Source organism: Pseudomonas sp. WMBT8, assembly GCF_050916005.1.
GTDB lineage: Bacteria > Pseudomonadota > Gammaproteobacteria > Pseudomonadales > Pseudomonadaceae > Aquipseudomonas.
This window is the reverse complement of sequence record NZ_CP188096.1, coordinates 4,102,810-4,129,095: the sequence shown is the minus strand read 5'-3', so window position 1 is coordinate 4,129,095 and position 26,286 is coordinate 4,102,810. Positions and strand designations below refer to the sequence as shown.

The 26,286-nt window shown below is 60.1% G+C and carries 23 protein-coding genes; 14 read left to right on the top strand and 9 right to left on the bottom strand.

Going from position 1 to position 26,286, the window contains the following annotated elements; all coding sequences use genetic code 11:
* Positions 1–55: 55 nt before the first annotated feature.
* Both ACO77H_RS18560 and ACO77H_RS18555 read left to right on the top strand, forming a co-directional pair.
* Positions 56–2,113 carry an acyltransferase family protein gene (locus ACO77H_RS18560; RefSeq protein ID WP_170057045.1) on the top strand — a complete coding sequence of 686 codons (2,058 nt, stop codon included), beginning with the start codon at positions 56–58 and terminating at the stop codon, positions 2,111–2,113.
* 232 nt (positions 2,114–2,345) lie between these two features.
* Entirely contained in the window at positions 2,346–4,340 is a 1,995-nt protein-coding gene (locus ACO77H_RS18555; RefSeq protein WP_432754418.1) for a polysaccharide biosynthesis protein, read from the top strand.
* Between the two features lie 65 nt (positions 4,341–4,405).
* On the opposite strand, the gene ACO77H_RS18550 is transcribed toward ACO77H_RS18555, so the two are convergent.
* Both ACO77H_RS18550 and ACO77H_RS18545 read right to left on the bottom strand, forming a co-directional pair.
* Entirely contained in the window at positions 4,406–5,146 is a 741-nt protein-coding gene (locus ACO77H_RS18550) for an acyltransferase (RefSeq protein ID WP_170042794.1), read from the bottom strand.
* A 53-nt stretch (positions 5,147–5,199) separates the two neighbouring features.
* The gene (locus ACO77H_RS18545) at positions 5,200–6,060 is read right to left on the bottom strand and encodes a 3-hydroxyacyl-CoA dehydrogenase family protein (RefSeq protein WP_432754417.1); all 861 of its coding nucleotides are present in this window, start codon (positions 6,058–6,060) and stop codon (positions 5,200–5,202) included.
* 306 nt (positions 6,061–6,366) lie between these two features.
* On the opposite strand from ACO77H_RS18545, the gene ACO77H_RS18540 reads away from it, so the two are divergent.
* On the top strand, positions 6,367–6,702 hold the full coding sequence (locus ACO77H_RS18540) for a ComEA family DNA-binding protein (protein ID WP_170042796.1): 336 nt from the start codon (positions 6,367–6,369) through the stop codon (positions 6,700–6,702).
* Positions 6,703–6,719: 17 nt separating this feature from the next.
* Here the strand turns inward: ACO77H_RS18540 and ACO77H_RS18535 are convergent, their stop codons facing one another.
* From ACO77H_RS18535 to eat, 3 genes are all read right to left on the bottom strand, one after another.
* Positions 6,720–7,310 (bottom strand): TetR/AcrR family transcriptional regulator, encoded by a 591-nt coding sequence (locus ACO77H_RS18535; RefSeq protein ID WP_169952712.1) that lies wholly within the window; start codon positions 7,308–7,310, stop codon positions 6,720–6,722.
* Between the two features lie 134 nt (positions 7,311–7,444).
* Positions 7,445–7,612 carry a DUF2897 family protein gene (locus ACO77H_RS18530; RefSeq protein WP_003172675.1) on the bottom strand — a complete coding sequence of 56 codons (168 nt, stop codon included), beginning with the start codon at positions 7,610–7,612 and terminating at the stop codon, positions 7,445–7,447.
* A gap of 111 nt (positions 7,613–7,723) precedes the next feature.
* Positions 7,724–9,088 (bottom strand): ethanolamine permease, encoded by a 1,365-nt coding sequence (gene eat, locus ACO77H_RS18525; protein ID WP_170042797.1) that lies wholly within the window; start codon positions 9,086–9,088, stop codon positions 7,724–7,726.
* Between the two features lie 377 nt (positions 9,089–9,465).
* Between eat and kdpF the strand changes: the two genes are divergently transcribed.
* From kdpF to ACO77H_RS18495, 6 genes are all read left to right on the top strand, one after another.
* Positions 9,466–9,555, top strand: a complete 90-nt coding sequence (kdpF, locus tag ACO77H_RS18520) for a K(+)-transporting ATPase subunit F (protein ID WP_032863112.1) — start codon at positions 9,466–9,468, stop codon at positions 9,553–9,555.
* An 8-nt stretch (positions 9,556–9,563) separates the two neighbouring features.
* Positions 9,564–11,258, top strand: coding sequence for a potassium-transporting ATPase subunit KdpA (gene kdpA / locus ACO77H_RS18515; protein ID WP_432754416.1), 1,695 nt, complete (start codon positions 9,564–9,566; stop codon positions 11,256–11,258).
* A gap of 5 nt (positions 11,259–11,263) precedes the next feature.
* Positions 11,264–13,327, top strand: a complete 2,064-nt coding sequence (gene kdpB, locus ACO77H_RS18510; RefSeq protein WP_407073412.1) for a potassium-transporting ATPase subunit KdpB — start codon at positions 11,264–11,266, stop codon at positions 13,325–13,327.
* 114 nt (positions 13,328–13,441) lie between these two features.
* Positions 13,442–13,987 (top strand): potassium-transporting ATPase subunit KdpC, encoded by a 546-nt coding sequence (kdpC, locus tag ACO77H_RS18505; RefSeq protein WP_170042799.1) that lies wholly within the window; start codon positions 13,442–13,444, stop codon positions 13,985–13,987.
* 256 nt (positions 13,988–14,243) lie between these two features.
* Complete coding sequence (locus ACO77H_RS18500; protein ID WP_432754415.1) at positions 14,244–16,895, top strand: DUF4118 domain-containing protein; 2,652 nt, start codon at positions 14,244–14,246, stop codon at positions 16,893–16,895.
* Positions 16,896–16,944: 49 nt separating this feature from the next.
* Complete coding sequence (locus tag ACO77H_RS18495; protein WP_169952701.1) at positions 16,945–17,640, top strand: response regulator; 696 nt, start codon at positions 16,945–16,947, stop codon at positions 17,638–17,640.
* Positions 17,641–17,869: 229 nt separating this feature from the next.
* Here the strand turns inward: ACO77H_RS18495 and ACO77H_RS18490 are convergent, their stop codons facing one another.
* Positions 17,870–18,907 (bottom strand): patatin-like phospholipase family protein, encoded by a 1,038-nt coding sequence (locus ACO77H_RS18490; protein WP_169952699.1) that lies wholly within the window; start codon positions 18,905–18,907, stop codon positions 17,870–17,872.
* A gap of 216 nt (positions 18,908–19,123) precedes the next feature.
* Here ACO77H_RS18490 and ACO77H_RS18485 point away from each other — a divergent pair, with 216 nt between their 5' ends.
* The 3 genes from ACO77H_RS18485 (at position 19,124) to ACO77H_RS18475 (ending at position 21,158) form a co-directional block, all read left to right on the top strand.
* A complete protein-coding gene (locus ACO77H_RS18485) occupies positions 19,124–19,402 on the top strand; it encodes a hypothetical protein (protein WP_029300795.1) in 279 nt (92 codons plus the stop codon).
* Between the two features lie 95 nt (positions 19,403–19,497).
* The gene (locus ACO77H_RS18480; RefSeq protein WP_170042802.1) at positions 19,498–20,259 is read left to right on the top strand and encodes a CHAD domain-containing protein; all 762 of its coding nucleotides are present in this window, start codon (positions 19,498–19,500) and stop codon (positions 20,257–20,259) included.
* Positions 20,260–20,360: 101 nt separating this feature from the next.
* Positions 20,361–21,158, top strand: a complete 798-nt coding sequence (locus ACO77H_RS18475; protein ID WP_432754414.1) for an acyl-CoA thioesterase — start codon at positions 20,361–20,363, stop codon at positions 21,156–21,158.
* Between the two features lie 7 nt (positions 21,159–21,165).
* Here ACO77H_RS18475 and ACO77H_RS18470 read toward each other — a convergent pair whose 3' ends face one another.
* From ACO77H_RS18470 to ACO77H_RS18460, 3 genes are all read right to left on the bottom strand, one after another.
* Entirely contained in the window at positions 21,166–21,528 is a 363-nt protein-coding gene (locus ACO77H_RS18470) for an Mpo1-like protein (protein WP_170042804.1), read from the bottom strand.
* A 145-nt stretch (positions 21,529–21,673) separates the two neighbouring features.
* Positions 21,674–23,155 (bottom strand): methyl-accepting chemotaxis protein, encoded by a 1,482-nt coding sequence (locus tag ACO77H_RS18465; protein ID WP_169952692.1) that lies wholly within the window; start codon positions 23,153–23,155, stop codon positions 21,674–21,676.
* A 96-nt stretch (positions 23,156–23,251) separates the two neighbouring features.
* The gene (locus ACO77H_RS18460; RefSeq protein WP_432754413.1) at positions 23,252–24,058 is read right to left on the bottom strand and encodes a TatD family hydrolase; all 807 of its coding nucleotides are present in this window, start codon (positions 24,056–24,058) and stop codon (positions 23,252–23,254) included.
* A 235-nt stretch (positions 24,059–24,293) separates the two neighbouring features.
* On the opposite strand from ACO77H_RS18460, the gene ACO77H_RS18455 reads away from it, so the two are divergent.
* Both ACO77H_RS18455 and ACO77H_RS18450 read left to right on the top strand, forming a co-directional pair.
* Entirely contained in the window at positions 24,294–25,715 is a 1,422-nt protein-coding gene (locus ACO77H_RS18455; RefSeq protein ID WP_172313974.1) for a transglycosylase SLT domain-containing protein, read from the top strand.
* Between the two features lie 103 nt (positions 25,716–25,818).
* Positions 25,819–26,253: a DoxX family protein gene (locus tag ACO77H_RS18450; protein ID WP_057439195.1), complete on the top strand. Its 435-nt coding sequence runs from the start codon at positions 25,819–25,821 to the stop codon at positions 26,251–26,253.
* Positions 26,254–26,286: the final 33 nt, after the last annotated feature.

The window sequence follows — 26,286 nt, the reverse complement described above, 5'->3', positions numbered from 1 at the left end:
AATGCGGCATTTACAGTGGTTATCTCGGGAGTTCGGTTAGATGGGTGGCAGGGCAATGATCCAAGGACACAATGAGGAAGTGAAAAAAACCGACTCATTGGCATCCCATTTGAGCTACCGGCCCGATATAGATGGGTTACGTGCATTCGCGATCATTTCAGTTGTTTTGTATCACGCCTTTCCGGCCTATATGCGTGGCGGATTTATTGGTGTCGACATTTTTTTCGTTATCTCCGGTTATTTGATTTCAAGCATTATCTTTAAAGGCCTTGATGCGGGTAACTTTAGTTTTCTTGATTTTTACAAGCGCCGGGTCAATCGTATTTTTCCTGCGCTGATCATCGTTCTGCTCGCCTGTTACGCGGTAGGTTGGTTTGCGCTAATGGCGGCGGAGTTCAAGTTCCTGGGCAAGCATGTCCTGGGTGGAATCGGGTTTATACAAAACCTGGTCCTGTATAAAGAATCAGGCTATTTCGATACATCCTCAGAACTGAAAATCCTGCTTCACCTCTGGTCATTGGGCGTCGAGGAGCAGTTTTATATTCTGTTTCCCCTGGCTGGCTGGGTGCTTTGGCGGCGGCGAGCCCTAGTACTACCGCTCTTGATAGGCATGGCGGTGATTTCATTCGGCGCTGGCCTTTACAAACTGTCGGTGAATCCATCCGCAGCGTTCTACATGCCGCAATATAGGTTCTGGGAAATCCTGTCGGGTAGTTTGCTCGCGTACTTTTCGGTGTTCGGCAAGTCGGCGTCGGTAGCCGCGAAAGTTTCATTGCGCATTAATAATCTTCTCTCTGTATTGGGACTGGCCTTTTTGTTCGCCTCGGTTGTCCTGATTGATAAATACAAGGCGTTTCCCGGCTTTTGGGCGTTGATGCCGGTCTGCGGCGCCGTGATGATGATCCTCGCAGGTCCACAGGCGTGGTTGAACAACCGGCTCCTTGCCAGTAAGCCTTTGGTCTGGATTGGACTGATCAGCTACCCGCTCTACCTGTGGCATTGGCCTGTCATTACCTTCATCCGGATCATAGGAGGGGATGAATTAAATCTTCTTTCCGGCATGTTTGCGGTAGGCGTTAGTGTTTTGCTGGCTTATGTGACTTACAGGTTCCTCGAGTTACCGCTGCGGAAGATCAACCCAAAATTTCCCAAGGCTCCGGTGCTACTTGCCATTGGTGGGGCACTTGCCATACTCGGAGGCGCTACTTTTGTAAAAAACGGCTTTGCTGACCGTTTTGGGTTGCCATCCTCGCTCAAGGAGCGGGAAGGTTATGCTCAATATTTTGACAATTCCTTACCCGGCTGGGCATATTCCACCACCCACGGAATGTTTGAAAAATACAGGTTCGAATGCGACTTCTTTGACGCCGACAGTTATCGAGCGGGTAATTCGACGATGACGCCACGCCAACAGATTGATGCGAGCTGCTATACCCCTGTCAGCAATACTAAAGTAATGATCTGGGGAGACTCCCATGCCCAACAGTTTTCCTATGGCCTGAGGCAAGCATTGCCTGGAGATATTTCGCTTCTTCAGGTGGCCAGTTCGGGGTGTGAGGCAAATCTGCCTGGGCGCGCTACAGGTGGACGCGCGTATTGCGATCGATCAAACGAGTTTGCAGTGGAAGTAATGCGCAAGGAAAAGCCGGATGTGTTGGTTATCGCGCAACTTGAGGGGCATGATTCGGTCAATAACCTCAAAGAGCTTGCACACGTTGCAACAGAGTCCGGAGTCAAAAAAGTCATAGTCGTTGGGCCAGTGCCGCGCTTTGATCAAAACCTTTATCAACTGGTCGTCAGGAAGTATTGGTCCCAAACTCCACGGCGAATATCCAGCAATCTTCTGTCTGTAACACTTGAGACTGATAGGCTGTTGACGCAGCGATACGCGGATGGTGCCGGCGGCTTCGAATATCTTTCAGCGATCAATGTGTTTTGTGATCAGGACGGTTGTCTCACCTACTTGGGAGATGATCGGAAAACCGGATTGGTAACGTTCGACTATGGTCATTTGACATCCATGGCGTCGGTGTTTTTCTCCGAAAAAGCCTTGGGGCCGTTGATTCTCAAAGAACTGATTGAAACGGGATACAACTCTCGCCCGTCCAACTAGTCAGGTTCTTTGGGCAACGTATGGGCAGTCGGAATCTTCCGGCTGCCAAGGCGCAGATGGTCAAGCAGGCAGAAGCATGGGTTGTTTAGCCTGTATGATTTGTTGGCGTGAGCCTCTGATGAGGTGTGAAAGCCTCTGCAACGCGCTTGTCTTTACCCATCAGAGCCGCTGGTGGAAGCCACCAGTCGAACGTTTTTTCAATTGTATGCAGTAAGGGGTAGTCGGGAACAACATGGATAAATTACGGGCATATTTGCTGAGCCTTCCTCGCAGACGCAAACGCATCCTCCAGGTCATTGCCGACATCGTGCTGGTCTGGCTCGCCCTCTGGATGGCATTTGTGGTTCGTCTGGGGATCGACGAGTTGGTCAACCCCGTCGTGTTGCATTCATGGCTGTTCATCAGCGCGCCAATCGTCTCGATCCCGCTATTTATTCGTTTTGGCATGTATCGCGCCGTGATGCGGTACTTCGGTAACGATGCGCTTATCGCGATTATCAAGGCGGTCAGCCTGTCGGCGTTGATCTTGGGGGTTGTAGTCTATTGGTACAGCAACCACGAGAACGTCGTACCACGCTCTATCGTGTTCAACTACTGGTGGCTCAGTCTGATCATGATTGGTGGTTTGCGCCTGGCCATGCGCCAGTACTTTCTGGGGGATTGGTTTGCAGCAGCCCAGCATGTGCCGTTTACCAGTCGCGATGATGGCCTGACCAAGGTTGCGATCTACGGCGCAGGTGCTGCCGGCAATCAACTGGTGGCTGCGCTTCGCATGGGGCGGGTCATGCGTCCGGTGGCGTTTATCGACGACGACAGCAGTATTTCCGATCGCGTCATCTCCGGCCTCCAAGTGTTCAAGCCCAAGCACATTCAACAGATGATCGACGCCACGGGGGCTCAGGAAATCCTGTTGGCCATTCCGTCGTCCAATCGTGCGCGGCGGCGCGAGATTCTCGGCCTGTTGGAAGGGTTCCCGCTGCACGTACGGAGTGTGCCGGGTTTCATGGATCTTGCCAGCGGCCGGGTGAAGGTCGATGACATTCAGGAAGTAGACATTGCCGACTTGCTCGGGCGGGATGCCGTGCCTGCCCAGGGCGATTTGCTAGAGCATTGCATCAAAGGTCAGAGCGTGCTCGTCACGGGTGCGGGCGGTTCGATTGGTTCGGAGCTTTGCCGCCAGATCCTGGCATTGCGTCCAACTACCTTGTTGCTGTTCGAGCACAGTGAATTTAACCTTTACAGCATTCTGTCCGAGCTTGAGCAGCGCATCACTCGTGAGTCGCTGCCTGTTCGCTTGCTACCGATCCTAGGCTCGGTACGCAACCAGGCAAAATTGCTCGACGTGATGAAGACCTGGCATGTTGATACGGTCTACCACGCGGCAGCCTACAAACATGTACCGATGGTTGAGCACAACATTGCCGAGGGTGTCCTTAACAATGTCATTGGTACATTGAATACCGCCCAGGCGGCGCTTCAGGCGGGGGTCTCCAACTTTGTGCTGATCTCCACGGACAAGGCTGTGCGCCCGACCAATGTCATGGGCAGTACCAAGCGTTTGGCCGAGTTGACGTTGCAGGCGTTGAGCCGTGAGTTGGCCCCGGTATTGTTTGGCGACAAGGCCAATGTTTCCCGCGTCAACAAGACCCGCTTCACCATGGTCCGCTTTGGCAATGTATTGGGCTCGTCTGGCTCGGTTATTCCGTTGTTTCACAAGCAGATCAAATCTGGTGGGCCGCTTACGGTCACTCACCCCAAGATCACGCGTTACTTCATGACTATTCCCGAAGCTGCCCAGTTGGTGATCCAGGCGGGCTCTATGGGGCAGGGCGGAGATGTGTTCGTGCTCGATATGGGCGAGCCGGTAAGAATCGTCGAGCTGGCAGAGAAGATGATTCACCTGTCCGGCCTGAGTGTTCGTTCGGATAAAAACCCACATGGTGACATCGCCATCGAGTTTACAGGGCTACGTCCCGGTGAAAAGCTCTACGAGGAGTTGCTGATTGGCGACAACGTCGTGGCCACCCAGCACCCGATGATCATGAGTGCCAACGAGGATCATCTGGATTGGGAGTTACTCAAAGGGAAGCTGACAGAGCTGCTCGCCGCGGTTGATGCGGACGACTACAGCCGGGTCCGTCAACTGCTACGCGATACGGTCAGTGGGTATGCTCCGGATGGCGAGATCGTGGACTGGATCTATCAGCAGCGTCGCCTGGAGCCTTGAGATGCGGCCTGGCTCACCAGTGAAACCTATGAAAGGATTTACTGATGAGCCAGCGTCAGCGGGGCTTACGAAAATTCCTTGATCCACTCAGCGACGGCTTTCTCTGGATATCCGCGGTGGAAATGTCGACGCCATGGATAGGCGTGATTCCCTGAACCATCCTTCAATTTGATCTTCTCTGTGCCGCAAATGAACTTTGCGGGCGAGCCGGCAACCACGGCATCTGGATTGACGTCTTTGTTCACGGAGCTGTGGGCACCTACCAGTGCGCCTTTTTTAACGGTGACACCGGGCAATATGACCGACATGGTAGCGATTACCGCGAAGTCTTCGATCGTTACACCGGCCATCACCTCACTCGGTGGATGAGGGTCGTTGGTCAGTACCACATAGGGGAAGATCCAGACGTAGTTGCCCACAGTCGAGTGTTGCCCAATGTGAACATTACTATGGCATTTGACATAGTCGCCAATCTCACAGTGGCCCTGGATATCGCCCAAAGTGCCAATCTGGAAACCGTCACCGGCTGTTGTCAGCTCTCTTATAGTGACTCGATGGCCTGTAACCAGGTTTTCACCAAAAGTCGAACCTTCATAGAATACGCTGTGCGAGCGGATTACGGCGCCGTTGCCAATGATCAGCGGGCGTCCATTTGCAAGCTTCGTCGGCAAGCCTATTTCACAGTACGCACCGATCTCGGTGTTATCACCGATAACGACATTTTTATGAATAATGCTGTAAGGGCCAATACTGACATTGTTCCCAATCTTTGCACCGTCATCTATAATCGCGGTTGCATGTATCATTAAAATCTCCCTTCTGACAATGCACTTGAAAAAACAAGTGCCTTGTTTGCGAATTAGTATTTGTAAAAGCCCTGGCCTGTTTTTCTACCGAGATGATTGGCTCTAACCATTTTTCTCAGCAGGGCATGGGCGCGATATTTTGGATCGCCTGTTTCATTGTGCAGAGTTTCCATGATCGAGAGATTCACATCATTGCCGATCAGGTCCGCAAGTGCCAACGGGCCTATTGGATGGTTGGCGCCATAGCGCATCGCCTTATCAATTTCTTCGGCTGTGGCGACGCCCTCCGCGAGAATACCAATGGCCTCGTTGATCATAGGGATCAACATCCGGTTTACGATAAATCCTGGAGCTTCGTTAACAATTACGGGTTCTTTTCCCAGACCTTTGGAGAAGTTGACCGCCCAATCCAATGTGGCACTTGAGGTAGCAAGCCCCGCGATAACTTCAGTCAGTTTCATGACCGGCGCCGGATTGAAAAAGTGCAGGCCTACCACGTTTTCAGGGAAAGCGCACAGCGACGCTAGGCCAGTGATGGAGAGCGAGGAGGTATTTGACGCGAGGATCATATCGGCCGACGATATGGTCGAAAGTTCTTTGAATATTGCTTGTTTGGCATCCATGTTCTCTGCAATAGCTTCAATGATCAGCTTCGAGTCAGACAGGGATGTGTAATGCTCAACAGTAACTATTTTTTCGCGATATTGGCGGGCAAGTGATTCTTCGAGTCTGCCTTTTTTAACTTGGCGACTCCATTGGCTTTCCAATTCAACTAGAGAGTTATTAACAGAAGCCAGGCTGCGCCCTTTCCAGAATACGGTCGAGATTTGATTCGACTGCGCGAGGATCTGTACTATTCCTTTACCCATAGTGCCTGTTCCAATTACCGCTACAGAGTACAGGTCTGTCGACATTCGCATTTCGTCCCGGCTCGCTTCTTTTCGAAAAATTCCATGATATCCAATTCACCTGGCAAGATGAAGCAATCAGTGCGTGCTCTGGCACAGCGCGTTTAGATAAACGTTGATATTTTCGGGCAGGTGTTGATTGTGCCTTGCCCGCTCGGCTCCTGGCCCCGAGGGCGCTTGAGGCGGCACGCGCTTATTTTCAGCTGCCATATGTTGTAACTCACCCATTTTTGACTATCCCCCCACATCACCTAAGTTTGAAAAGCAGCTTCGCAAAGCTGCTTTTCCCACTGATGTCATGGAGCGTCTCCAATGCGTAGATCGGTTTTTTCCTCCCTGTTTTTTGCCATTCTCACCAGCCTTTCCATCACGGCCATCGCCGCCCCATCGTCCAAACCCGAGGCGCCTGTACCGCTCGCGGCCCAGTTGAGTGCAAGCGAACAAGCAACCCCCAAGGTCAACCTCAATGCAGCAGACGCTGAAACCCTGCGCCGTGATCTGTTCGGCATTGGCGCCGCCAAGGCCAAGGCGATCATTGCTTATCGCGAGTCCAATGGATCGTTCACGGCGGTGGATGAGTTGCTGGAAGTGAAGGGAATTGGCAAGTCGCTGCTGGAGAAGAATCGCGACAGGCTGGAAGTTAAGTAATCAAGGCACGAGGCCGGTCATTGACCGGCCTTTTTTATGTCTGCAGAGGCTGTATTGACCCCGGTTTTCAGGCTTTCTCGCACCACGTCGAGAATGCGTGTCGCCAGTTCCGGGTTTTCGACGCTACGCGCCAGGACCAACGCGCCCACCAGTGTGGACATCATCACCAGGCTTTGCTCGTCTGCGTTGGGGTTGCCCAATGCGGTTTCGATTTGATTGAGACGGGCGCCGAGAACTGTATCGGTGGTGGGGCTCTGTTGCCCGCGCTGTCCCAGTTCCGAGGACATGGTGGGTAACGGACAGCCTTGGTCCGGGGAGGTGTGGTGCCACTCGGACAGGTAACTGTCGATGAAGGCTTCCAGCGGTCGTTCCTGGCTGAAGAGCATCGCACAATGTGCGTCCAGCTCGGCGGAGGCCGCTTGCAGGGCCTTTTCCACCAGTTCGTCCTTGGATTTGAAGTGGGCGTAGAACCCGCCATGGGTCAGGTTCAGGGCTTTCATCAGGGGTTGCAGACCGGTGGCGCCGATGCCATCGCGACGAAACCGGACCGACGCCTCTTTAATGATGCGCTGGTGGGTTTGAGCTTTGTGATTTTGCGAGTAGCGCATAAGAAGGCCCTCTGAAACATCAGGCCATATTAACCAAGGTTTGGCGGCGTTTCTCGGTGCGATTACAAATTTGCACTACTCTAAATCGATTCGCCTGGCGTGCTGCCAGTAGCGGTCAGCACGAGGCGTTTGTTTCAGCGATCCTGCGCATCCTTGGCGTCCGCCTGAGCATTGCGCTCGGCGACGCGTTTGCGTTGTTCGTCGGTCAGTTCCACTTTGTTGGCGCTGTCACGCAGCATCATCAAGCCACCGACGATCGAACCGATAGCGACCACCATGATCAACCAGGCATACCAGGGCATAGGGCTCTCCTTGAGGCCGACTGCCATGGGGAAGATTCCCCACGGCACTATCAGCTTTGAGTGACGGCGTTCGTCAGTCGTTCCATTGTAGGCCCGTTCTGCCTCGCTGGTTTAGAGCCCGGTCAACATTGCATCTGCCGGTGCATCGGCGCGGTCTTGGGCGGTCAGTTGGAAGTAGATGAAACCTGCGGCCATGAACCCGAGGAAGATCAGGCCGATCAGGGTGTTGAACCACGCCATGGCCACCAGGCACACCAGCGCCAGGATCAGGGCGATGGCCGGCACGATAGGGTAGCCCGGCGCGCGGAAGGTGCGCTCCAGCAGCGGTTCGCTCTTACGCAGTTTGAACAGGCTGAGCATGCTCATGATGTACATGACGATGGCGCCGAACACGGCCATGGTGATCATCGCGGCGGTCAGGGTCATGCCGCCAAGGTTGATCAGGCCGTCGCTGTAGATTGCGGCGATGCCCACCACGCCGCCGGCGAGGATGGCCCGGTGGGGTGTCTGGAAGCGTGACAGTTTGGCCAGGGAGGAGGGCAGGTACCCGGCGCGGGCCAGGGCGAAGAACTGCCGCGAGTAGCCGAGGATGATGCCGTGGAAGCTGGCGACCAGGCCGAACAGGCCGATCCACACCAGCATATGCAGCCAGCCGGAGCTTTCGCCCACCACGGTTTTCATCGCCTGGGGCAGGGGGTCGTTGATGTTCGACAGGGTGCGCCAGTCGCCCACGCCGCCGGCAAAGAACATCACGCCCATGGCCAGGAACACCAGGGTCAGGATGCCGCTGATGTAAGCCCTGGGAATCGTGCGTTTCGGGTCCTTGGCTTCTTCGGCGGCCATGGCGGCGCCTTCGATGGCGAGGAAGAACCAGATGGCAAAGGGGATCGCCGCGAACATCCCGGCAACGGCCGGTGCGCCAAAGGTGTCGGCGCCCGCCCAGCCGTTGAGGGCGAAGTTGCTGAAGCTGAACGCCGGGGCGACCACGCCCATAAACACCAGCAGTTCGGCCACGGCCAGCACACACACCACCAATTCAAAGGTCGCAGCCAGTTTGACCCCGAGAATATTCAAGCCCATGAACACGAAGTAGGCCCCGACCGCTGCGTGTTTCGGGTCGAGTGCCGGGAACTGCACATTCAGGTAGGCGCCGATCGCCAGGGCAATCGCCGGGGGCGCGAAGACGAATTCGATCAAGGTGGCCAGCCCGGCAATCAACCCACCTTTCTCGCCGAACGCTCGGCGGCTGTAGGCAAACGGCCCGCCTGCGTGGGGAATCGCGGTGGTCAGTTCGGTGAAGCTGAAGATAAAGCAGGTGTACATGGCGGCGACCATCAATGACGTCACCAAAAAGCCCAGCGTCCCGGCCACGCCCCAGCCATAGCTCCAGCCGAAGTACTCGCCGGAGATCACCAGCCCGACGGCGATGCCCCACAGGTGCAAGGTGCCCAAGGTGGGCTTGAGTTGTGTGTTCATCGTGCTGCTCCCTGAACGGTTTGGAATGTTTCAGGACATTGCAGCGGCCATGCCAGCTTGGAAAAGGGCGTCGTAAAGGGCAGGAACTGTCGCCTGGGAGATAGTTTGTTGTTTGAGACTGTTATTTCGTGCACCAGGGTAGGGCGGTGGTGGATGTGCAGATGCTATCGCGGGCAAGCCCGCTCCCACATGGGCTCGGTGAACACGCTCAAGCGCAGGCGCCGGGCTTAGCCGCGATAGCCATCTCGCAGACCTAAGCCCAGCCCACTCTTTACGCCGTCTTTACGCCTCCACCACCCACTCGCCCTCGCTCCTTTACGCGCCTCCTGCGGACAATGCCCCATACGCGGCAGTCGCCGTTTGACGGAGAAACTTCCATGAGTGTTCTGGACGGGGTGTCACTGCTACTGGCCGTGGCGCTGTTCATTTATCTGCTGGTTGCGCTGTTGCGCGCGGACCGGGGCTAGGAGCGGCTATGCACAGTTATGACTATTGGCTGATCATCGCCTTCTTCGTCGTGGTGCTGGTTCCGGCGCCATTTCTGGGGCGGTTCTACTACAAGGTGATGGAAGGGCAGCGCACGTGGCTGACGCCGGTGTTCGGACCGGTGGAGCGCGTGTGTTATCGCGTGGCCGGGGTTGATGCGCAACAAGAGCAAAGTTGGCAGAAGTACACCCTGGCCCTGCTGGCCTTTAACCTGGCGGGCTTTTTGTTGTTGTTTGCAATCCTATTGTTCCAGGGTTACTTGCCGCTCAACCCGCAGCAATTGCCGGGTCAGGAGTGGACGCAGGCGTTCAACACCGCCGTCAGTTTCATGACCAACACCAACTGGCAGTCCTACAGCGGTGAAGCCACCCTCAGCTACCTGAGCCAGATGGTCGGCCTGACCGTGCAGAATTTTGTCAGTGCGGCCACTGGCCTTGCGGTGCTTGTCGCCCTGTGTCGTGGGATCGGTCGCAAGTCTGCCAGCACCCTGGGCAATTTCTGGGTGGATATGACCCGCGCCACCCTCTATGGCCTGCTGCCATTGTGCCTGGTGCTGGCGTTGTTTCTGGTCTGGCAGGGCGTGCCTCAAACCTTCGCCCACTATGTCGATGCCCTGACGATGCAAGGCGTCGATCAGGTGATCCCGCTCGGCCCGGCCGCCAGTCAGATTGCGATCAAGCAACTGGGGACCAACGGCGGCGGCTTCTTCGGGGTCAACTCGGCGCATCCGTTTGAAGACCCAACCGCCTGGGCCAACCTGTTTGAACTGGCGGCGATCATCATGATCCCGGTGGCGTTGGTGTTCACCTTTGGCCACTACGTCAAGGACCTGCGCCAGAGCCGCGCGATCCTCGGCTGCATGTTGGCGCTGTTCCTGATCGGTGGCTCGGTGTCGTTGTGGTCTGAGTACCAGCCCAACCCGACCCTGAACAACCCGGCCGTCGAGCAGGCTGCGCCGCTGGAAGGCAAGGAATCGCGCTTCGGTACCACCGGCACCGTGTTGTGGTCGGTGACCACCACGGCGGCGTCCAACGGTTCGGTCAACGGCATGCAGGACAGCCTCAACCCCCTGAGCGGGATGGTCGCGCTGGTCAATATGATGGTCGGCGAAGTGATCTTCGGTGGCGTCGGTGCCGGTATGTACGGGATGTTGCTCAACGTGCTGATCGCGGTATTCCTCGCCGGCTTGATGATCGGCCGCACCCCGGAATACCTCGGCAAGAAACTTCAGGCCCGGGAAGTGCAGTTGCTGGTGGTGACGCTGCTGGTGATGCCTGTCGGCGTACTGGTACTCGGCGCGATTGCCGCCAGCGTGCCGGCCACCGCCGCGACCATCAGCAACCCCGGCCCCCACGGCTTCAGCCAGTTGCTTTATGCCTACACCTCGGCCAGTGCCAACAACGGTTCGGCCTTCGGTGGCCTGGGCGCCAACACCCCGTTTCACAACCTGATGCTGGGCCTGGGCATGTTGATCGGCCGCTTTGGCTACATCCTCCCGGTCCTGGCCCTGGCCGGCAGCCTGGCGATGAAGAAAAGCGCACCGATTGGCCAAAACAGCTTCCCGACCCACGGCCCGTTGTTCGTGACGCTGCTGACCGTGACCATTTTGCTGGTGGGCGGCCTGACGTTCCTGCCGACGCTGGCACTGGGCCCTATTGCTGAACACCTGAGCATGGGCTTCTAAGGGGTATGAACATGAATATGCCTGTAAACAATACCGCTGCGGTCAAGACCCAGGAGTCGGCCAAGACCGCGATCTCGGCCCTGTGGCGCCCGGCGCTGATCCAGGCGTTCGTCAAGCTGGACCCGCGCCAGCTGAAGCGTTCGCCGGTGATGCTGGTGGTCGAGCTGACCGCGATCCTCACCACCGTGTTGTGCCTGGTGCCGGACAGCAGCGTGCCGACCTTTGTCGCGGTGCAGATCGCCCTGTGGCTGTGGTTCACCGTGTTGTTCGCCAACTTCGCCGAAGCCTTGGCCGAAGGCCGTGGCAAGGCCCGCGCCGATAGCCTCAAGGCTGGCAGCGAAGGCCTGAGTGCGCGGCGCCAGGAGGCCGATGGCAGCTTCACGGTAGTGCCTGCCACCAGCCTGCGCAAAGGCGATGTGGTGCGGGTCGCGGCCGGGGAAATGATCCCTGGCGACGGCGAAGTCATCGAAGGCATCGCGGCGGTCAACGAGGCGGCGATCACTGGTGAGTCCGCGCCGGTCATCCGCGAGTCCGGCGGCGACCGCTCGGCCGTCACCGGCAATACCCGGCTGGTCTCGGACTGGCTGCTGATTCGCATCACCGCCAACCCCGGTGAGTCGACGCTGGACCGCATGATCGCCCTGGTCGAAGGTGCCAAGCGCCAGAAAACCCCCAACGAAGTGGCGCTGGATATCCTGCTGATCGGCCTGACCCTGATCTTCCTTTTGGTCGTGGTGACCTTGCAGCCCTTCGCCCATTTCGCCAATGGCAGCCTGCCGCTGGTGTTTTTGGTGGCACTGCTGGTGACGTTGATTCCCACCACCATCGGCGGCCTGTTATCGGCCATCGGCATCGCCGGCATGGATCGCCTGGTGCGCCTCAATGTGATCGCCAAGTCCGGGCGCGCCGTGGAGGCGGCGGGGGACGTGCATGTGCTGCTGCTGGACAAGACCGGCACCATCACCTTCGGTAACCGTCGCTGTGCAGGCATTTATGCCGCGCCTGGCGTCAACGGCAAGGAACTGGCCGAAGGCGCGCTGCTGGCCTCGCTGGCCGACGATACGGCGGAAGGCAAATCCATCGTCGAATACCTGCGCGCCCTGCATCCGTACAACGAGCCCTCCGTGCAAGAGCTGACAGGCGTGCCGTTCAGCGCCGAAACGCGTTTGTCCGGTGTGGACTATCAGGGCCGGGTCTACCGTAAAGGTGCGGTCGATTCGCTGCTGGCGTTTATCGGCCTGCAACGCCAAGACCTGTTGCCCGCGCTGTCCCGGGAAATCGACAAGATCGCCCAGAGCGGCGGCACCCCGTTGCTGGTGTGTGCCGACGGTAAATTGCTTGGCGCAATCCACCTCAAGGACGTGGTCAAGCCGGGTATCCGTGAGCGCTTTGCCGAGCTGCGCAAGCTGGGGATCCGCACGGTGATGGTGACCGGCGACAACCCATTGACCGCCGCCGCGATTGCCGCTGAAGCCGGCGTGGATGATGTGCTGGCAGAAGCCACGCCGGAGAAAAAACTGGCGCGCATCCGCCATGAGCAGAACGACGGGCGCCTGGTGGCCATGTGTGGCGACGGTGCCAACGACGCCCCGGCCCTGGCCCAGGCGGATGTGGGCATGGCCATGAATGACGGGACCCAGGCGGCCCGCGAGGCGGCGAACATGGTCGACCTCGACAGCGACCCGACCAAGCTGCTGGACGTGGTGCAGATCGGCAAGGAATTGCTGGTGACCCGGGGCGCGTTGACCACCTTTTCCATTGCCAACGACGTGGCCAAGTACTTCGCGATCCTGCCGGCGCTGTTTGCCTCGATCTACCCGCAACTGGGCGTGCTTAACGTGATGCACCTGAACAGCCCGCAGAGCGCGATCCTTTCGGCGATTGTGTTCAACGCGCTGATCATCGTGGTGCTGATCCCCCTGGCCCTGCGCGGTGTGCGGGTGCAGGCGGCGAGTGCGGCGGCGCTGCTGCGACGCAACCTGTTGATCTATGGCGTGGGCGGGCTTGTGGTGCCGTTCGCCGGGATCAAGGCGATCGACATGCTTTTGACCGCGCTGCACCTGGTCTGACCCAACCCTGTAGGAGCCGGCTTGCCGGCGATCCGCTTGACGCGGTGTAACTGACACACCGCTGTCGCCGGCAAGCCGGCTCCTACAGGTCCCGAATCAATTGAGGAAGATGAAATGTCCAGCATGATCCGTCCGGCCTTGAGCCTGTTGGTATTGATGACCCTGATCACGGGCGTGGCCTATCCGTTGGTAGTGACCGGTGTCGCCCAGGTGGCCTTTCCCGACCAGGCCAACGGCAGCCTGGTGCGTGACGACCAAGGCAAGGTGCGCGGTTCCAGCCTGATTGCCCAGGAATTTACCGGCGAGCGCTGGTTCCACTCGCGGCCTTCGGCGGGTGCGTTTGCCACCGTGTCCAGCAGCGCCAGCAACCTCGGCCCGAGCAACCCGGCGCTGGCGACGCGGGTGTTTGACGACGCCGCGAAAATCCAGGGCCCCGGCCAGGGCCCGGTGCCCCTGGCGCTATTGACTACCTCCGGCAGCGGTCTTGATCCACACTTGCCACCGCAGGCGATTGCCTATCAACTGGCGCGGGTAGCAGCGGCACGCCAGTTGCCGGTGTCGACCCTGGAGCGCTTGATGGACGAGCATATCGAACAGCCGCTGGTGGGGCCGCCGGTGGTGAATGTACTGGCGCTGAATATGGCGCTGGAAAAGTTGTAGACCGTTGCGCCGCCATCGAGGGCTTGCCCTGGTGCCGATCAGTTAAGCGAACGCAATGCTCAAAGCAGTGAAGATCAAATGTGGGAGCGGGCTTGTCGGATCGCCGCATCGCCGCGAAGACGTCGGCCCATGACCCACTGCTTTCGCGAGCAAGCCCGCTCCCACAGGGGATCTGCGCTTAACTGACTGGCATTAGGGCAAGCCCGCGATGGCGCCAACCTGTTCCCAACATCCCTAACTGAAAGAAGACTGCCCCATGAGTGACTCCGGCCGCGCCGACGCCCTTCTAGCCGACCTACCCAAGCACGGCCGTGGCCGGCTCAAAGTGTTCCTCGGTGCCGCCCCTGGCGTGGGCAAGACCTACGCCATGCTCCAGGCCGCCCACACCCAACTGCGCCAGGGCGTCAAACTGGTGGCCGGCGTCGTGGAAACCCACGGCCGCGCCGAGACCGAGGCCTTGCTCAGTGGCTTGCCCCAGCAGCCGCTGCTGCGCTCCGAATACCGTGGGGTGATGCTCGAAGAAATGGACCTCGACGGCTTGCTCGCCACCAAGCCCAAGCTGGTGCTGGTGGACGAGCTGGCCCACAGCAACGCCCCCGGCAGCCGCCACGAAAAGCGCTGGCAAGACATCCAGGAGCTGCTCTCTGCCGGGATCAACGTGTTCACCACGGTCAACGTCCAGCACCTGGAAAGCCTCAATGATCAGGTACGTGGCATCACCGGCGTGCAGGTGCGTGAAACCCTGCCGGACTGGGTATTGCAGGAAGCCGATGAATTATTGCTGATCGACCTGCCATCCCGCGAGCTGCTGGAGCGCCTGCGTGACGGCAAGGTCTACGTGCCGGAGCAGGCGCGCGCGGCCATCGATGCGTTCTTTACCCAGACCAACCTCATGGCCCTGCGCGAGCTGGCAATGCAGACCGCCGCCGCGCACGTCGATGACGATCTGGCCCAGGGCTACCGGCAACTGGGCCAGGCCGCGCCCACCGTGCGCGGGCGCTTGCTGGTGGGGGTGGATGGCGATGCCGAGGCCGAACGCCTGGTGCGCCACGCCAGCCGTGTGGCCCAGCGCCGGCATTTGCCCTGGAGCCTGGTGCATGTGGACAACGGTCGGGTACGTGACGAACAGTCGCGGCTGCGCCTGCAAAACGCCCAGCAACTGGCCGAGCGCCTGGGCGGCGAAGTGGTGTTGCTGCGGGCCGGCGAAGTGGCCAAGACCCTGATCCAGCACGCGGCCGAACGCCGTGCCAGCCTGGTGCTGGTGGGGCAGTCACGCCCACGCTGGCGCCGCCGGCTGTTCGGCGGTGGCTTGGCGGCGCGCCTGTTGCGCAATGCCCGGGGCCTGGAGATCAACGTCCTCGATAGCGATGAAACGCCGGTGCCGCCGCGCTTGCCCGATGTACGTGGTCTGGTGTGGTTCGACTACGCCCTGGCGCTGCTGGCAACCGTGCTGGCCAGTGCATTGGCATGGGGCGTGTCGAGTGTCCTGCCGCTGCCCAATATCTCCCTGGTGTTCCTCGCGGCGGTGCTGCTGGTGGCGGTGCGCAGCAGCCTGGGGCCGGCATTGGCGTGTGCGGCGTTGTCGTTCATGACCTATGACTTTTTGTTTATCCCGCCGAATTTCTCCTTCGCCATCCAGCGTGAAGAGGATGTGCTGACCTTGCTGTTCTTTCTGCTGATGGCGGCGCTGACTGGCAACCTGGCTGCGCGCCAGCGTCGGCAGTTGCAGGCCCTGCGCGACACCCAGGAAGAAACCAGTGAACTGCTCGACCTGTCGCGCAAACTCACCGCCGCCACTGATCGCCAGGCGGTGGTCAGCGCTGCGGCCCATCATCTGCAGGGCTGGAGCGACTTGCAGCTGTGCCTGGTCAATCGCGACGGGCCCAGTGACTGGAAGGTCGAGACCGGTGGGCCGATCACCTTTACCGAGGCTGAACGTGCCGCCGCAGACTGGGCCTGGCAGCACGATCAGCCAGCGGGCATGGGCACCGGCACCTTGCCGTTTGGGCGTTGGTGGTGGTGGCCGTTGTCTGCTGAAAACGGTCCACTGGGACTGCTCGGCGTCAGCCCCAAGGCCGGCCTGGAACTCAGTGGCCAACGCCGGCGCTTGCTCACGGCCTTGAGCCAGCCGTTGGCCCAGGCACTGGCCCGCGCGCAACTGGCCCAGAACCTGGAGGCCGCCCGTTTGCACGGCGAGACCGAACAACTGCGCAGCGCCTTGCTGGCCTCGGTGTCCCATGACTTGCGCACGCCGCTGACCTCCATGCGCGGCAGCATCGACAGCCTGCTGGCGCTGGGAGAAGCGATTCCCCTGGAAGATCGGCGGGAGTTGCTGGAAGGCACCCGCGATGAAGCCGAGCGCCTGGACCGCTACATCCAGAACCTGCTGGACATGACCCGCCTGGGCCATGGCGCCTTGAAGCTGGCGCGGGACTGGGTGTCGCCCGGCGATATCGTCGGCAGTTCCCTCGCCCGTTTGCGCGCGGTGCTGGCGCCGTTGCAGGTGAGCACCGATGTGCCGCCCGAGTTGCCGCTGCTTTATGTACATGCCGCGTTGATCGAGCAGGCACTGGTGAATGTGCTGGAAAACGCCGCACGCTTTTCACCGCCCCATGGCCGCTTGCAACTGCGCGCCGGCGTGGCGGAGCAGGCGCTGTTTTTCTCGGTCAGTGACGAAGGGCCGGGGATTCCCGAAGACGAACGGGCGAAGATTTTCGATATGTTCTACACCGCCGCACGGGGCGACCGGGGCGGGCAGGGCACCGGGCTCGGCCTGGCAATCTGCCAGGGCATGGTTGGCGCCCACGGCGGGCATATCAGCGTGGCCGAGGGCATCGAGGGGCGGGGCACTTGCATCACCTTGTTCCTGCCGTTGCAGGCGCAGCCGAGCCTGGAGAGTGAAGCGTGATACCCGCTGCGCTACTCTTATCTTTTTTCAGCGATTGTGATGGAACACCATGAGCCAGACTGCGACGATTTTGGTCATTGACGACGAGCCGCAGATCCGCAAGTTCTTGCGCATCAGCCTGGCCTCCCAGGGCTACAAAGTGATTGAGGCCGGGACCGGCGCCGAAGGGCTGGCCCAGGCGGCCTTGAGCAAGCCGGACCTTGTGGTGCTGGACCTGGGCCTGCCGGACATGGACGGCCAACAGGTGCTGTGCGAGCTGCGCGAATGGTCGAGCGCCCCGGTGCTGGTGTTGTCGGTGCGTGCCAGCGAAGGGCAGAAGGTCCAGGCCCTGGATGGGGGCGCCAACGACTATGTGACCAAGCCATTTGGCATCCAGGAGTTCCTCGCCCGGGTGCGTGCGCTGCTGCGCCAGGCGCCCACCGGCGAAGCGCAGCAAGCCGCTCTGCAGTTTGGCCCGCTGACGGTCGACCTGGCGTATCGGCGGGTGCTGTTGGACGGTGTCGATGTGGCCCTGACCCGCAAGGAATACGCGGTCCTGGCGCAACTGGCGCGTCATCCGGGCCGGGTGATCACCCAGCAGCAACTACTCAAGGATATCTGGGGCCCGACCCATACCGAAGACAGCCACTACCTGCGGATTGTGGTGGGGCACTTGCGCCAAAAGCTGGCGGATGACCCGACCCAGCCGCGTTTTATCGTGACCGAGGCGGGGGTGGGGTATCGGTTGTTGGGGGGGGAGGGCTGAAAGATTGTGGTTGCTGGGCCGGCCTCATCGCGGGCAAGCCCGCTCCCACATTTAGCTGTGTGAATACATGCAAAAGGTGGGGTATCGGTTGTTGGGGGCTGCTGAGGGATTGTGGTTGCTGGGCCGGCCTCATCGCGGGCAAGCCCGCTCCCACATTTAGGTGTGTGAATACATGCAAAAGGTGGGAGCGGGCTTGCCCGCGATGAGGCCATAAAACCCGCCGCAGAGCTCAACTCTGCTCACTCTCATACCGATCCAACGTATCACTGGCAATCTCCCGCCCCAACGCGATCAGTTCCGGCGCCTTGTAGAACTCAAAGAAGCGGCACACGCGCTTGGGCACGTTGATCAGCACATCCGGTGGGTAGCCGGCAATTTTGTACTGGGCCAGCGACGTCTGCATCACCTCGAAACTCTGGTTGATCAAGTCCAGCAGCGATGCCGGCCCCACGTTGTCGATGATGAACGAACCGGTGGCCGACTTGGGGGCGCCGGGCGTTTCCGGGGCCGCAGCCGGTTGCTGGGATTCGGGCTCGGCGCCTTCGAGCCAAGGGTTGATATCGGCGGCTTGCGCTTGCAGCGCTTCTTGTTCCAGCAACAATAATTGCTCGGCCTGCTTGCGCCGAAACGGCAGGTGCGAGCCCAGTGAGCGCACCAGGTTATCGAAGCGGCTCTTGAACGCCGGCGGGCGCTGGATCACCGGCAGGGTGTAGTGTTTCTGGTTGGTGGCGTTGAGGTTGACCGCAATGATCAGGTCGCAATGGCTCGACACCACCGGCACGATAGGCAGCGGGTTGAGCAGGCCGCCGTCCACCAGCATGCGGTTGCCTTGCATCACCGGGGTAAACAGGCTGGGGATCGCTGCCGAGGCACGCATGGCCTGGTGCAGGCAGCCTTCCTGGAACCAGATTTCCTGCTGGTTGGTCAGGTCGGTGGCCACCGCGGTGTAGGGAATGCGCAGGTCTTCGATATTGATCTCGCCGACGATCTTGCGGATCTGCCCGAAGACCTTCTCGCCGCGTATCGCCCCCAGGCGAAAGCTCACATCCACCAGGCGCAGCACATCCAGGTAATCCAGGCTTTCGATCCAGTTCCGGTAGTCCTGCAGCTTGCCCGCCGCATAGATCCCGCCTACCACCGCGCCCATGGAACAGCCGGCGATACAGGCGATTTCATAGCCTCGTTTTTCGATCTCTTCGATCACCCCGATATGGGCATAACCCCTTGCTCCGCCGGAGCCCAGGACCAATGCAACGCGTTTTTTCATGACCGGATCCTTCGCAAAACAGCTGTCCACAATGCACCTAACCAGGGGGCTGCTTCAATCCTAGTTGACCGGAGCGATAAATTTCGTAAACCGACCTATTTGCGCGGGTATGCTTTGGCTATCAGTACTGGGCATTTCAGGCTGTGTGACAAGGCACTTTTCGATGTAGGCAGCGTCTACATCCCACGACTGTTTTCTTTTCTTGAGGTGTCATTGATGAAAGCCTGGATGTGTTTGCCTGTGATTGTGTTGGCCCTGGCCGGTTGTGCCGGCAAAACGGCCTATCGCGATAGCTGTGGCAGCCAGTTGGATGCTGCGTGGCACGAACTGGACCTGGCCAAGGCCGAAGGGTTTGCCGGCACGGTCAGCTATTCCAAGGCCCTGTCGTTGCTGACCGGCGCCAAGACCCAGCAGCAATTCGAAGCGTTTGAAGGCTGTGCCAGCAAAGCCGAAAAAGCCCGTTTCTATATCCGTGAGTCGCGCGCCGGGCGTTGATCCGAGTCAGCGCAACCCGCGGGGGGAATGGTTAAGGTGGTTCCAGACACCTGTTTTGCGCAGGTGCATGGACGTTGTTTAACAGGGGAAGCAGCATGTCGGCGTTGGTGGATCAGTTAGTCGCCCAGGTCATTGGCCTGGAAGTCGGATTGTTGAGTTGCCAGGCGCGCCTGGCGGCGGTTACCGATGACGAAGCGTTGCACGACCTGCGCACCACCGTGCGCCGTCTGCGCAGCTTGTTGCGGCCCTTGCGCGGGCTGCCCGGCGTCGAGCAACTGGAGACGGCCGCCAGCGCAGTCGGCCAATTGACCACGCCGCTGCGCGATCGCGAGGTGTTGGCGGCGTATCTGCAGCAGCACGGTTATCACCAAGCAGCCGCCCGGCGCCTGCGCCTGCAGTCGCAGACCTATCAACAGGTGGCGAAAAGCCCGGAGTTGGCGCGACTGCTGCTGATCCTCGAAGCCTTTCCACGATTTATCCGCGCATCCCAGCAGCAAAAACTGCTCAAGGGCCTGCGCACGCGCATCGAAAAGCGCCTGGCCAAGCAATGGCAGGCACTGGAAGTGGCACTGCACGATCCCGATCACGACCGCCATCGCCTGCGCTTGTTGATCAAGCGCGTGCGCTACGCGGCCGAGGCCTACCCGCAATTGGGCCAGGTGCCGGCCAAGGCCATGTCCCGCCTCAAGTCTGCCCAGGGCGCGCTGGGGGATTGGCATGACTGCTGGCAATGGCTGGCGCAAGCCGCGCAGCAGGCCGATCTACAGCCCTGTGTCGCGGTCTGGCAGCGCACCATGGCTCAGGCCGAGGGCAAGGCGGACCGGGTCCTCGACAAGCTGGCGGCGGACTGTTTCTGAGTCTGCGGCTTATCTGTCTGGGTATTTGGCCGGAATAAGTGCTGTACCGGGCTGGCGCGCTGGTTAAGATCGCTCATCGGTTTTCTTGATGTGAGGTCGCCATGCGCTTTAGTGATTTGCTCGACGCTGCCCGTAACAACCCGTTGGACGTGTCTATTCCGGCCGAGTGGGCCCAGGGTCGCGCCACGTTTGGCGGGCTGGTTGCCGCCTTGCAATACGAAGCGTTGCGCGCCCAGGTGCCGGCTGATCGCCCATTGCGTTCGTTGGCCGTGACCTTTGTCGGGCCAGTGGCGCCAGATCTATCGGCGAGCTATCAAGTGGAAGTGTTGCGCGAAGGCAAGGCGGTCAGCCAGTTGCTGGGGCGGGTGGTGCAGGGCGGTGAAGTGATGACCCTGGCCCAGGCCAGCTTCGGCGCATCGCGGCCTTCAGAGATCGACGTGCCGGCCTTGCCCGCGCCGGCCTTCAAGCATTGGGACGAGTGCCAGGAACTGCCCTATATCAAAGGCGTGACGCCTGAGTTCATGCGCCACCTGGCGATGCGCTGGAGTGTCGGTGGCTTGCCGTTCACCGGCAACAAATCCCGGGACATGGGCGGCTGGGTGCGCTTGCGGGGGGATGTGAAAGAAGAGCCTCTGACCGAAGCCCATATCCTCGCCCTGGTGGATGCCTGGCCGCCGGCGCTCTTACCGCACCTGAAGAAGCCGGCACCCGGCAGCACCCTGACCTGGACCATCGAATTCATCCAGCCCCTGGCGCAGTTGACGACGCTGGACTGGTGCCAGTACCACGTCCAGATCGAGCATGCCCGCGACGGTTACGGCCATGCTGCGGCGATGTTGTGGGGGCCTGACGGCCAATTGATCGCCATCAGCCGCCAGACCGTGGTGGTCTTCGCCTGAGCCATCCTCAGTGGCGGTGGCGCTGACGCCAGGCCTGCCACCAGCCACCGCTGAGGACAAAGCGCGGGAAGGTCACGAACTGCTCGACCACCAGGCGCTGCACTGCATCTTTACGATCACTGAACGGCTCGCTGGCCTGGGCTTCCAGGCTATGGCCGTGGCGTTGCAGCGCCAGGCCGGCCATTACGCCGACCACACCGATGGCGAAACTGGCCAGGCTCAGGCTGAACACGCCGGACACAATCAGCAGGAACCCGACGATGAACAACGGCACGGCAATCAGGTGCAATACCAGGTTGGTCGGGTGCTGATGGTTTTGCGGGTAGGCGCGCCATTGCCAGGCCGGGAGATTGGGGTGACGTTTGCCCATGATGATAAATCCTCTGTCCATTGATACTTGATGAACAGAGTTTAGGTCGGGCGGGCAGGGGCGGCGAATTGGGGTTGGCTATGGGGGTTATAGCGTTTTGATGGAGCAAGCCAGCGGCGTGCGCTGGCTGATCGGTGGGCAAACGTTACAGTTTGAGCTGGCCGATAGCCTTGCTCAACTCGCCGGCCAGGGTCGCCAGTTCGTTGCTGGTGGTGGCCGAATCCACAGTCTGTTGCACGGTGTTTTCCGTGACATCGCGAATGCTCACCACCGCGCGGTTCATCTCTTCGGCCACATGGCTCTGCTGCTCGGCGGCAACGGCAATTTGCGTGTTGCTCTCGCGCATCTGCGCCACGGCGCTGGTGATTTCGGCGAGTGAAGCGCCGGCTTCCTGGGCCTGCTGCACGCAGTCGTCGGCCTTGAACGAGCTTTCCTGCATAAAGTCCACCGCATCCCGGGTACCGGCCTGCAGGGCAGAGACCATGCGGGTGATCTCATCGGTGGAGCTTTGCACGCGCTTGGCCAGGTTGCGTACTTCATCGGCCACCACCGCAAAGCCGCGGCCCATTTCCCCGGCGCGCGCGGCTTCGATGGCGGCGTTGAGGGCCAGCAGGTTGGTTTGTTCGGCGATGCTGTGGATCACGCCGACCACGCCATTGATTTTCTGGCTGTCCTCGGCCAGCTTCTGGATCATCTCGGCGGTTTGCTGCACTCCGGTGGACAACCCGGCAATCGAGCGCTGGACCCGGCTCACCACTTCCTGGCCGCTGCCGGCCAGGGTGTCGGCGGTCTGGGACAAGTCGCGGGTGGCACCGGCGTGTTGGGCGATGTGATACACGGTGGCGGTCATTTCATTGATCGCGGTGGCCGCCTGGTCGGTCTCGCTTTGCTGGCCGAGCATGCCGTGCTGGACCTCATTCATGCTGCTGGCCAGGCGCGCGGCGCCATCGTCCAACAGCTTGGCGGTGCGTGCCACGGTGCTGACCACCCGCTGGTACCCGGCCTGCATGGCGTTGAAGGCACTGGCCATCTGCCCGACTTCGTCCTTGCACGCCAGGGGCACGCGGGCCGAGAGGTCGCCGGTTTTCTCGACGTGCAGCATTACGTCTTTCAAGGTGTTGAGTTGGGCCAGCAAAAAGCGGATCAGTAACTGCGAGGCGCAGAGCATGGCGAGCATCAGGATCAGCACCGCCACCGCGTAGTTGGTGAAACGTTCGGTAAACACCTGGCTCAGGCTCGGTGCATAGGCCAATACGGCGACTTGCTGGCCATCGGCGCGGGAGACGACTTCGGCGCCCATCAACGGGTTCTCGCCGAACAGCGGCATGTGATTGAACTCGACCCAGCCGCTGGCTTCGCTGAGGGCGGACAAGTCCTGGTCCGCCAACTCGGGAACCTGGCCCCGGGCAAATGTCAGCCAGTGCTCGCCTGTGGGCAGCGCTTGCCCGGCCGGCCAGGCACCGAGCAAGCGGCCCTGGGCTTGTGCCGAGGCTTGGGAGGCATGGCTGCGGGCCTGTTGTTCAAGCTGCACGGCATACAGCACCAGCAGCAGTGTGGTGATGAACGCGACCGCATTCACGGCCCAGAATTTGTACTTCAGCGAGATATTGCTAAGCCAGGCACCCATGGAAGGTTTTCTCTGATAGCGGAAACAGTATTGGCAAGGTGCCATTATTGTGCCGCTATCCGGGAAATGGGTGTTGATATGGGTCAATGCACCGCGTCAATCCAACGCAGGCAGGCCGAAAAAGGCGCGGGCGCAGGCGGTGCTGTGTTGGGCCAGGTCTTCCAGGCTTTCTTCGCGGTGCAGGGCGACTTCGCGCAAGACTTCCGGCAGATAGGCCGGCTCATTGCGCCCGTTCTTCGGTTTGGGGCGCAGGGTGCGTGGCAGCAGGTAGGGCGCGTCGCTTTCCAGCATCAGGCGGCCCCGAGGGATTTCCCTTACAAGCGGGTGCAAGTGCATTCCACGGCGTTCGTCACAGATCCAGCCGGTGATACCGATATGCAGGTCCAGATCGAGGTAGCTGAACAGCGCGCGTTGCTCGCCGGTGAAGCAGTGCACCACGGCGGCGGGCAGTTGATCACGGTAGTCGCGCAGGATCTCCAGCAGGCGCTGGTTGGCGTCCCGTTCATGGAGAAACACCGGCAACTGCAATTCGACGGCCAATGCCAGGTGGGCTTCGAGGACTTTTTCCTGCTGGGGGCGGGGTGAGAAGTCACGGTTGAAGTCCAGCCCGCATTCACCCACCGCGCGTACTCGATCCTGGCTGAGCAGATCACGCAGTTGCCGGGCGCTGTCGGCGTGCCAGTCGCTGGCACTGTGGGGATGAATGCCCGCAGTGGAGAACAGTCGCCGGGCGCTTTCATCCCAACGCCGGCACAGTTCCAGGGCCTGCTCGCTGCCTTGCACACTGGTGCCGGTGACGACCAATTGGCCCACGCCAGCGGCATAGGCGCGGTCGAGCACGGCCTGGTGCTTGTCGTCGAAACTGGGGTTGGTCAGGTTGACGCCAATATCAATGAGTTGCATGGTGCTATCTCCGCCTGCGGCCGGAAAGTCTATCAGAGCTGTAGATTTATAAGAAAAACCAAGAACTACAACGAGTTATCGCTGTCTTTGAACGTCGCAAGTAACACCGTGGTTGGCCGATGGCCTGCTGCTGTGACACCCTTGCGTGCAAAGTCTGCGCCTCTGGCGCTCTGTTTCTGTCCCCCAATGCGGCGTTTTTCGCGGTGCATGGGGCCTTGTTCTTTCCGGAGAGCGGATGATCCGACCCTCGGCAATGCTCATGGTGTGCCTGACCCTGCTGCTGCCCACGGCGGCGGTTGCGCGTCTGGACGGGCCGCTGGAAGTGACCAAGCCGAGCAAAGTCCGGGACCTGGCAGAAATCCGCAGCAGCCGCACCTTGCGGGTGCTGGTCAACCAGAGCCGTAACAGTTCCGGTGAGGTCCAGGGCCAGTCCATTGGCGTTGAGTATCACCGCCTGCGCGCCTTCGAACACTACCTCAATGGCCGTGCCCGCGATGGCCAGGAAATCAACCTCAAAATCATCCCCAAGGCCAAGGATCAGTTGCTGGGCGCGTTGGCCCGTGGTGAAGGTGACCTGGTGGCGCCCGGTGAACTGCTGGATGCGACCGCGGCCCACAAGATCAGCAGCAGTGACCCGATTGCCAGCGATGTGCCGCTGTGGCTGGTGGGCCTCAAGGGCGAGCGACGGTTTACCCGCTTGGAGCAGTTGTCGGGGCGCACCCTGGCCCTGACGACGGGGAGTGCAGCGGGGGAGGCGGTCAACCAGATCAACCAGAAACTGGCGCTGCGCAAACTGCCGCCGGTCAAGGTGGAATGGGTGGACCCCAGCCTGGCGGTGGAAGATGTATTGGAGATGGTCCAGGCGGGGATCTTCCACCTGACCATTGTCGAGCGGCCGATTGCCGAGCGTTGGTCGAAGATCCTGCCCAAGTTGCGTTTTGACAAGCAAGTAGCGATCAGTGAGCCGGGGGAGGAGTACTGGTTCGTACGTCAGGATGCCTCGATGCTGCGGGCGAGCATCGATCGCTTCCTGAAAACCTACAAGACTCCGTCAGACCAGGATGTGGCCTTCCAGCGTATTTATCGCCGCCTCTATCAGGTGCGTTACCCCTTGGCACGGGCGGATCGACAGCGCCTGGAGAAACTGCGCCCGGTCCTGCAAAAGCATGCACGTGAGCAAGGCATGGACTGGCTGAACCTGGCGGCCCTGGCATTCAAGGAATCGTCCCTCAATCCCGGCGCGAAAAGCGGCAGCGGGCCAACCGGCCTGATGCAGATCACTCCGTCGGCCGCCCAGCGGGTAGGGGTCAACAATATCCAGACCCTGGACAGCAATGTGCAGGCGGGTGCGCGCTATCTGGCGTTGATTCGGCGCAAGTTCTTCGCCAGCCCCAAGCTCAATGAGCGCGAGCGCATGGCGTTCGTCCTGGCGGCCTACAACATGGGCCCGGAACGGGTGCAGGGCATGCGCGCCGAGGCGCGACGCCGGGGCTTGAACCCCAATCAGTGGTTCTTCCAGGTCGAGCGCATCGCCATGGAGCAGGTCGGAATGGGCGGCGTCAGCTATGTTAATAGCGTGAACAAGTACTACTTGGCCTTTGATCGGGAGCGGGACTCCCTGGAGCCGGTGGGGGCCAAGATCGTCTCACGCAAATAATCTAATTTATCGATATTGATTAGCGCTTTTTTCGGCTTTTATCATTATTTAAACTGATTAATATAGCGGCCAACCAACCCCTACTTCGAAAAGGATTATCACTATGAGCCCAATGATCAAAAACCTTCTGTCCACCCGCGCAGGCTACGGCCTGACAGTCCTGCGGATTTTCGTCGGTATCATTTTTGCCGCCCACGGTTCGCAAAAACTTTTCGGCTGGTTTGGCGGCGGCGGCCTGGCAGGCACGGCGCAGTGGATGGAGAGCATCGGCCTGGCCCCGGGTACCCTGATGGCACTGTTGTCGGGCGGTACTGAGTTCTTTGCCGGGCTGGCGCTGATCATTGGCTTGCTGGCACGTCCAGCGGCGCTGGGCTTGACCATTGTCTCGCTGGTGGCGATCTTCTCGGTGCATATCAGCAACGGTTTGTTCATGGCCAACAACGGCTATGAGTTCGCCCTGGCATTGCTGGGTGGCACAGTGGCGGTGCTGTTCGAAGGTGCTGGCAAACTGTCTGCTGACCGCGCCATCGCCAATTGATCGCGCTGCACACGTGTTAAAGGCCCGCCCCGT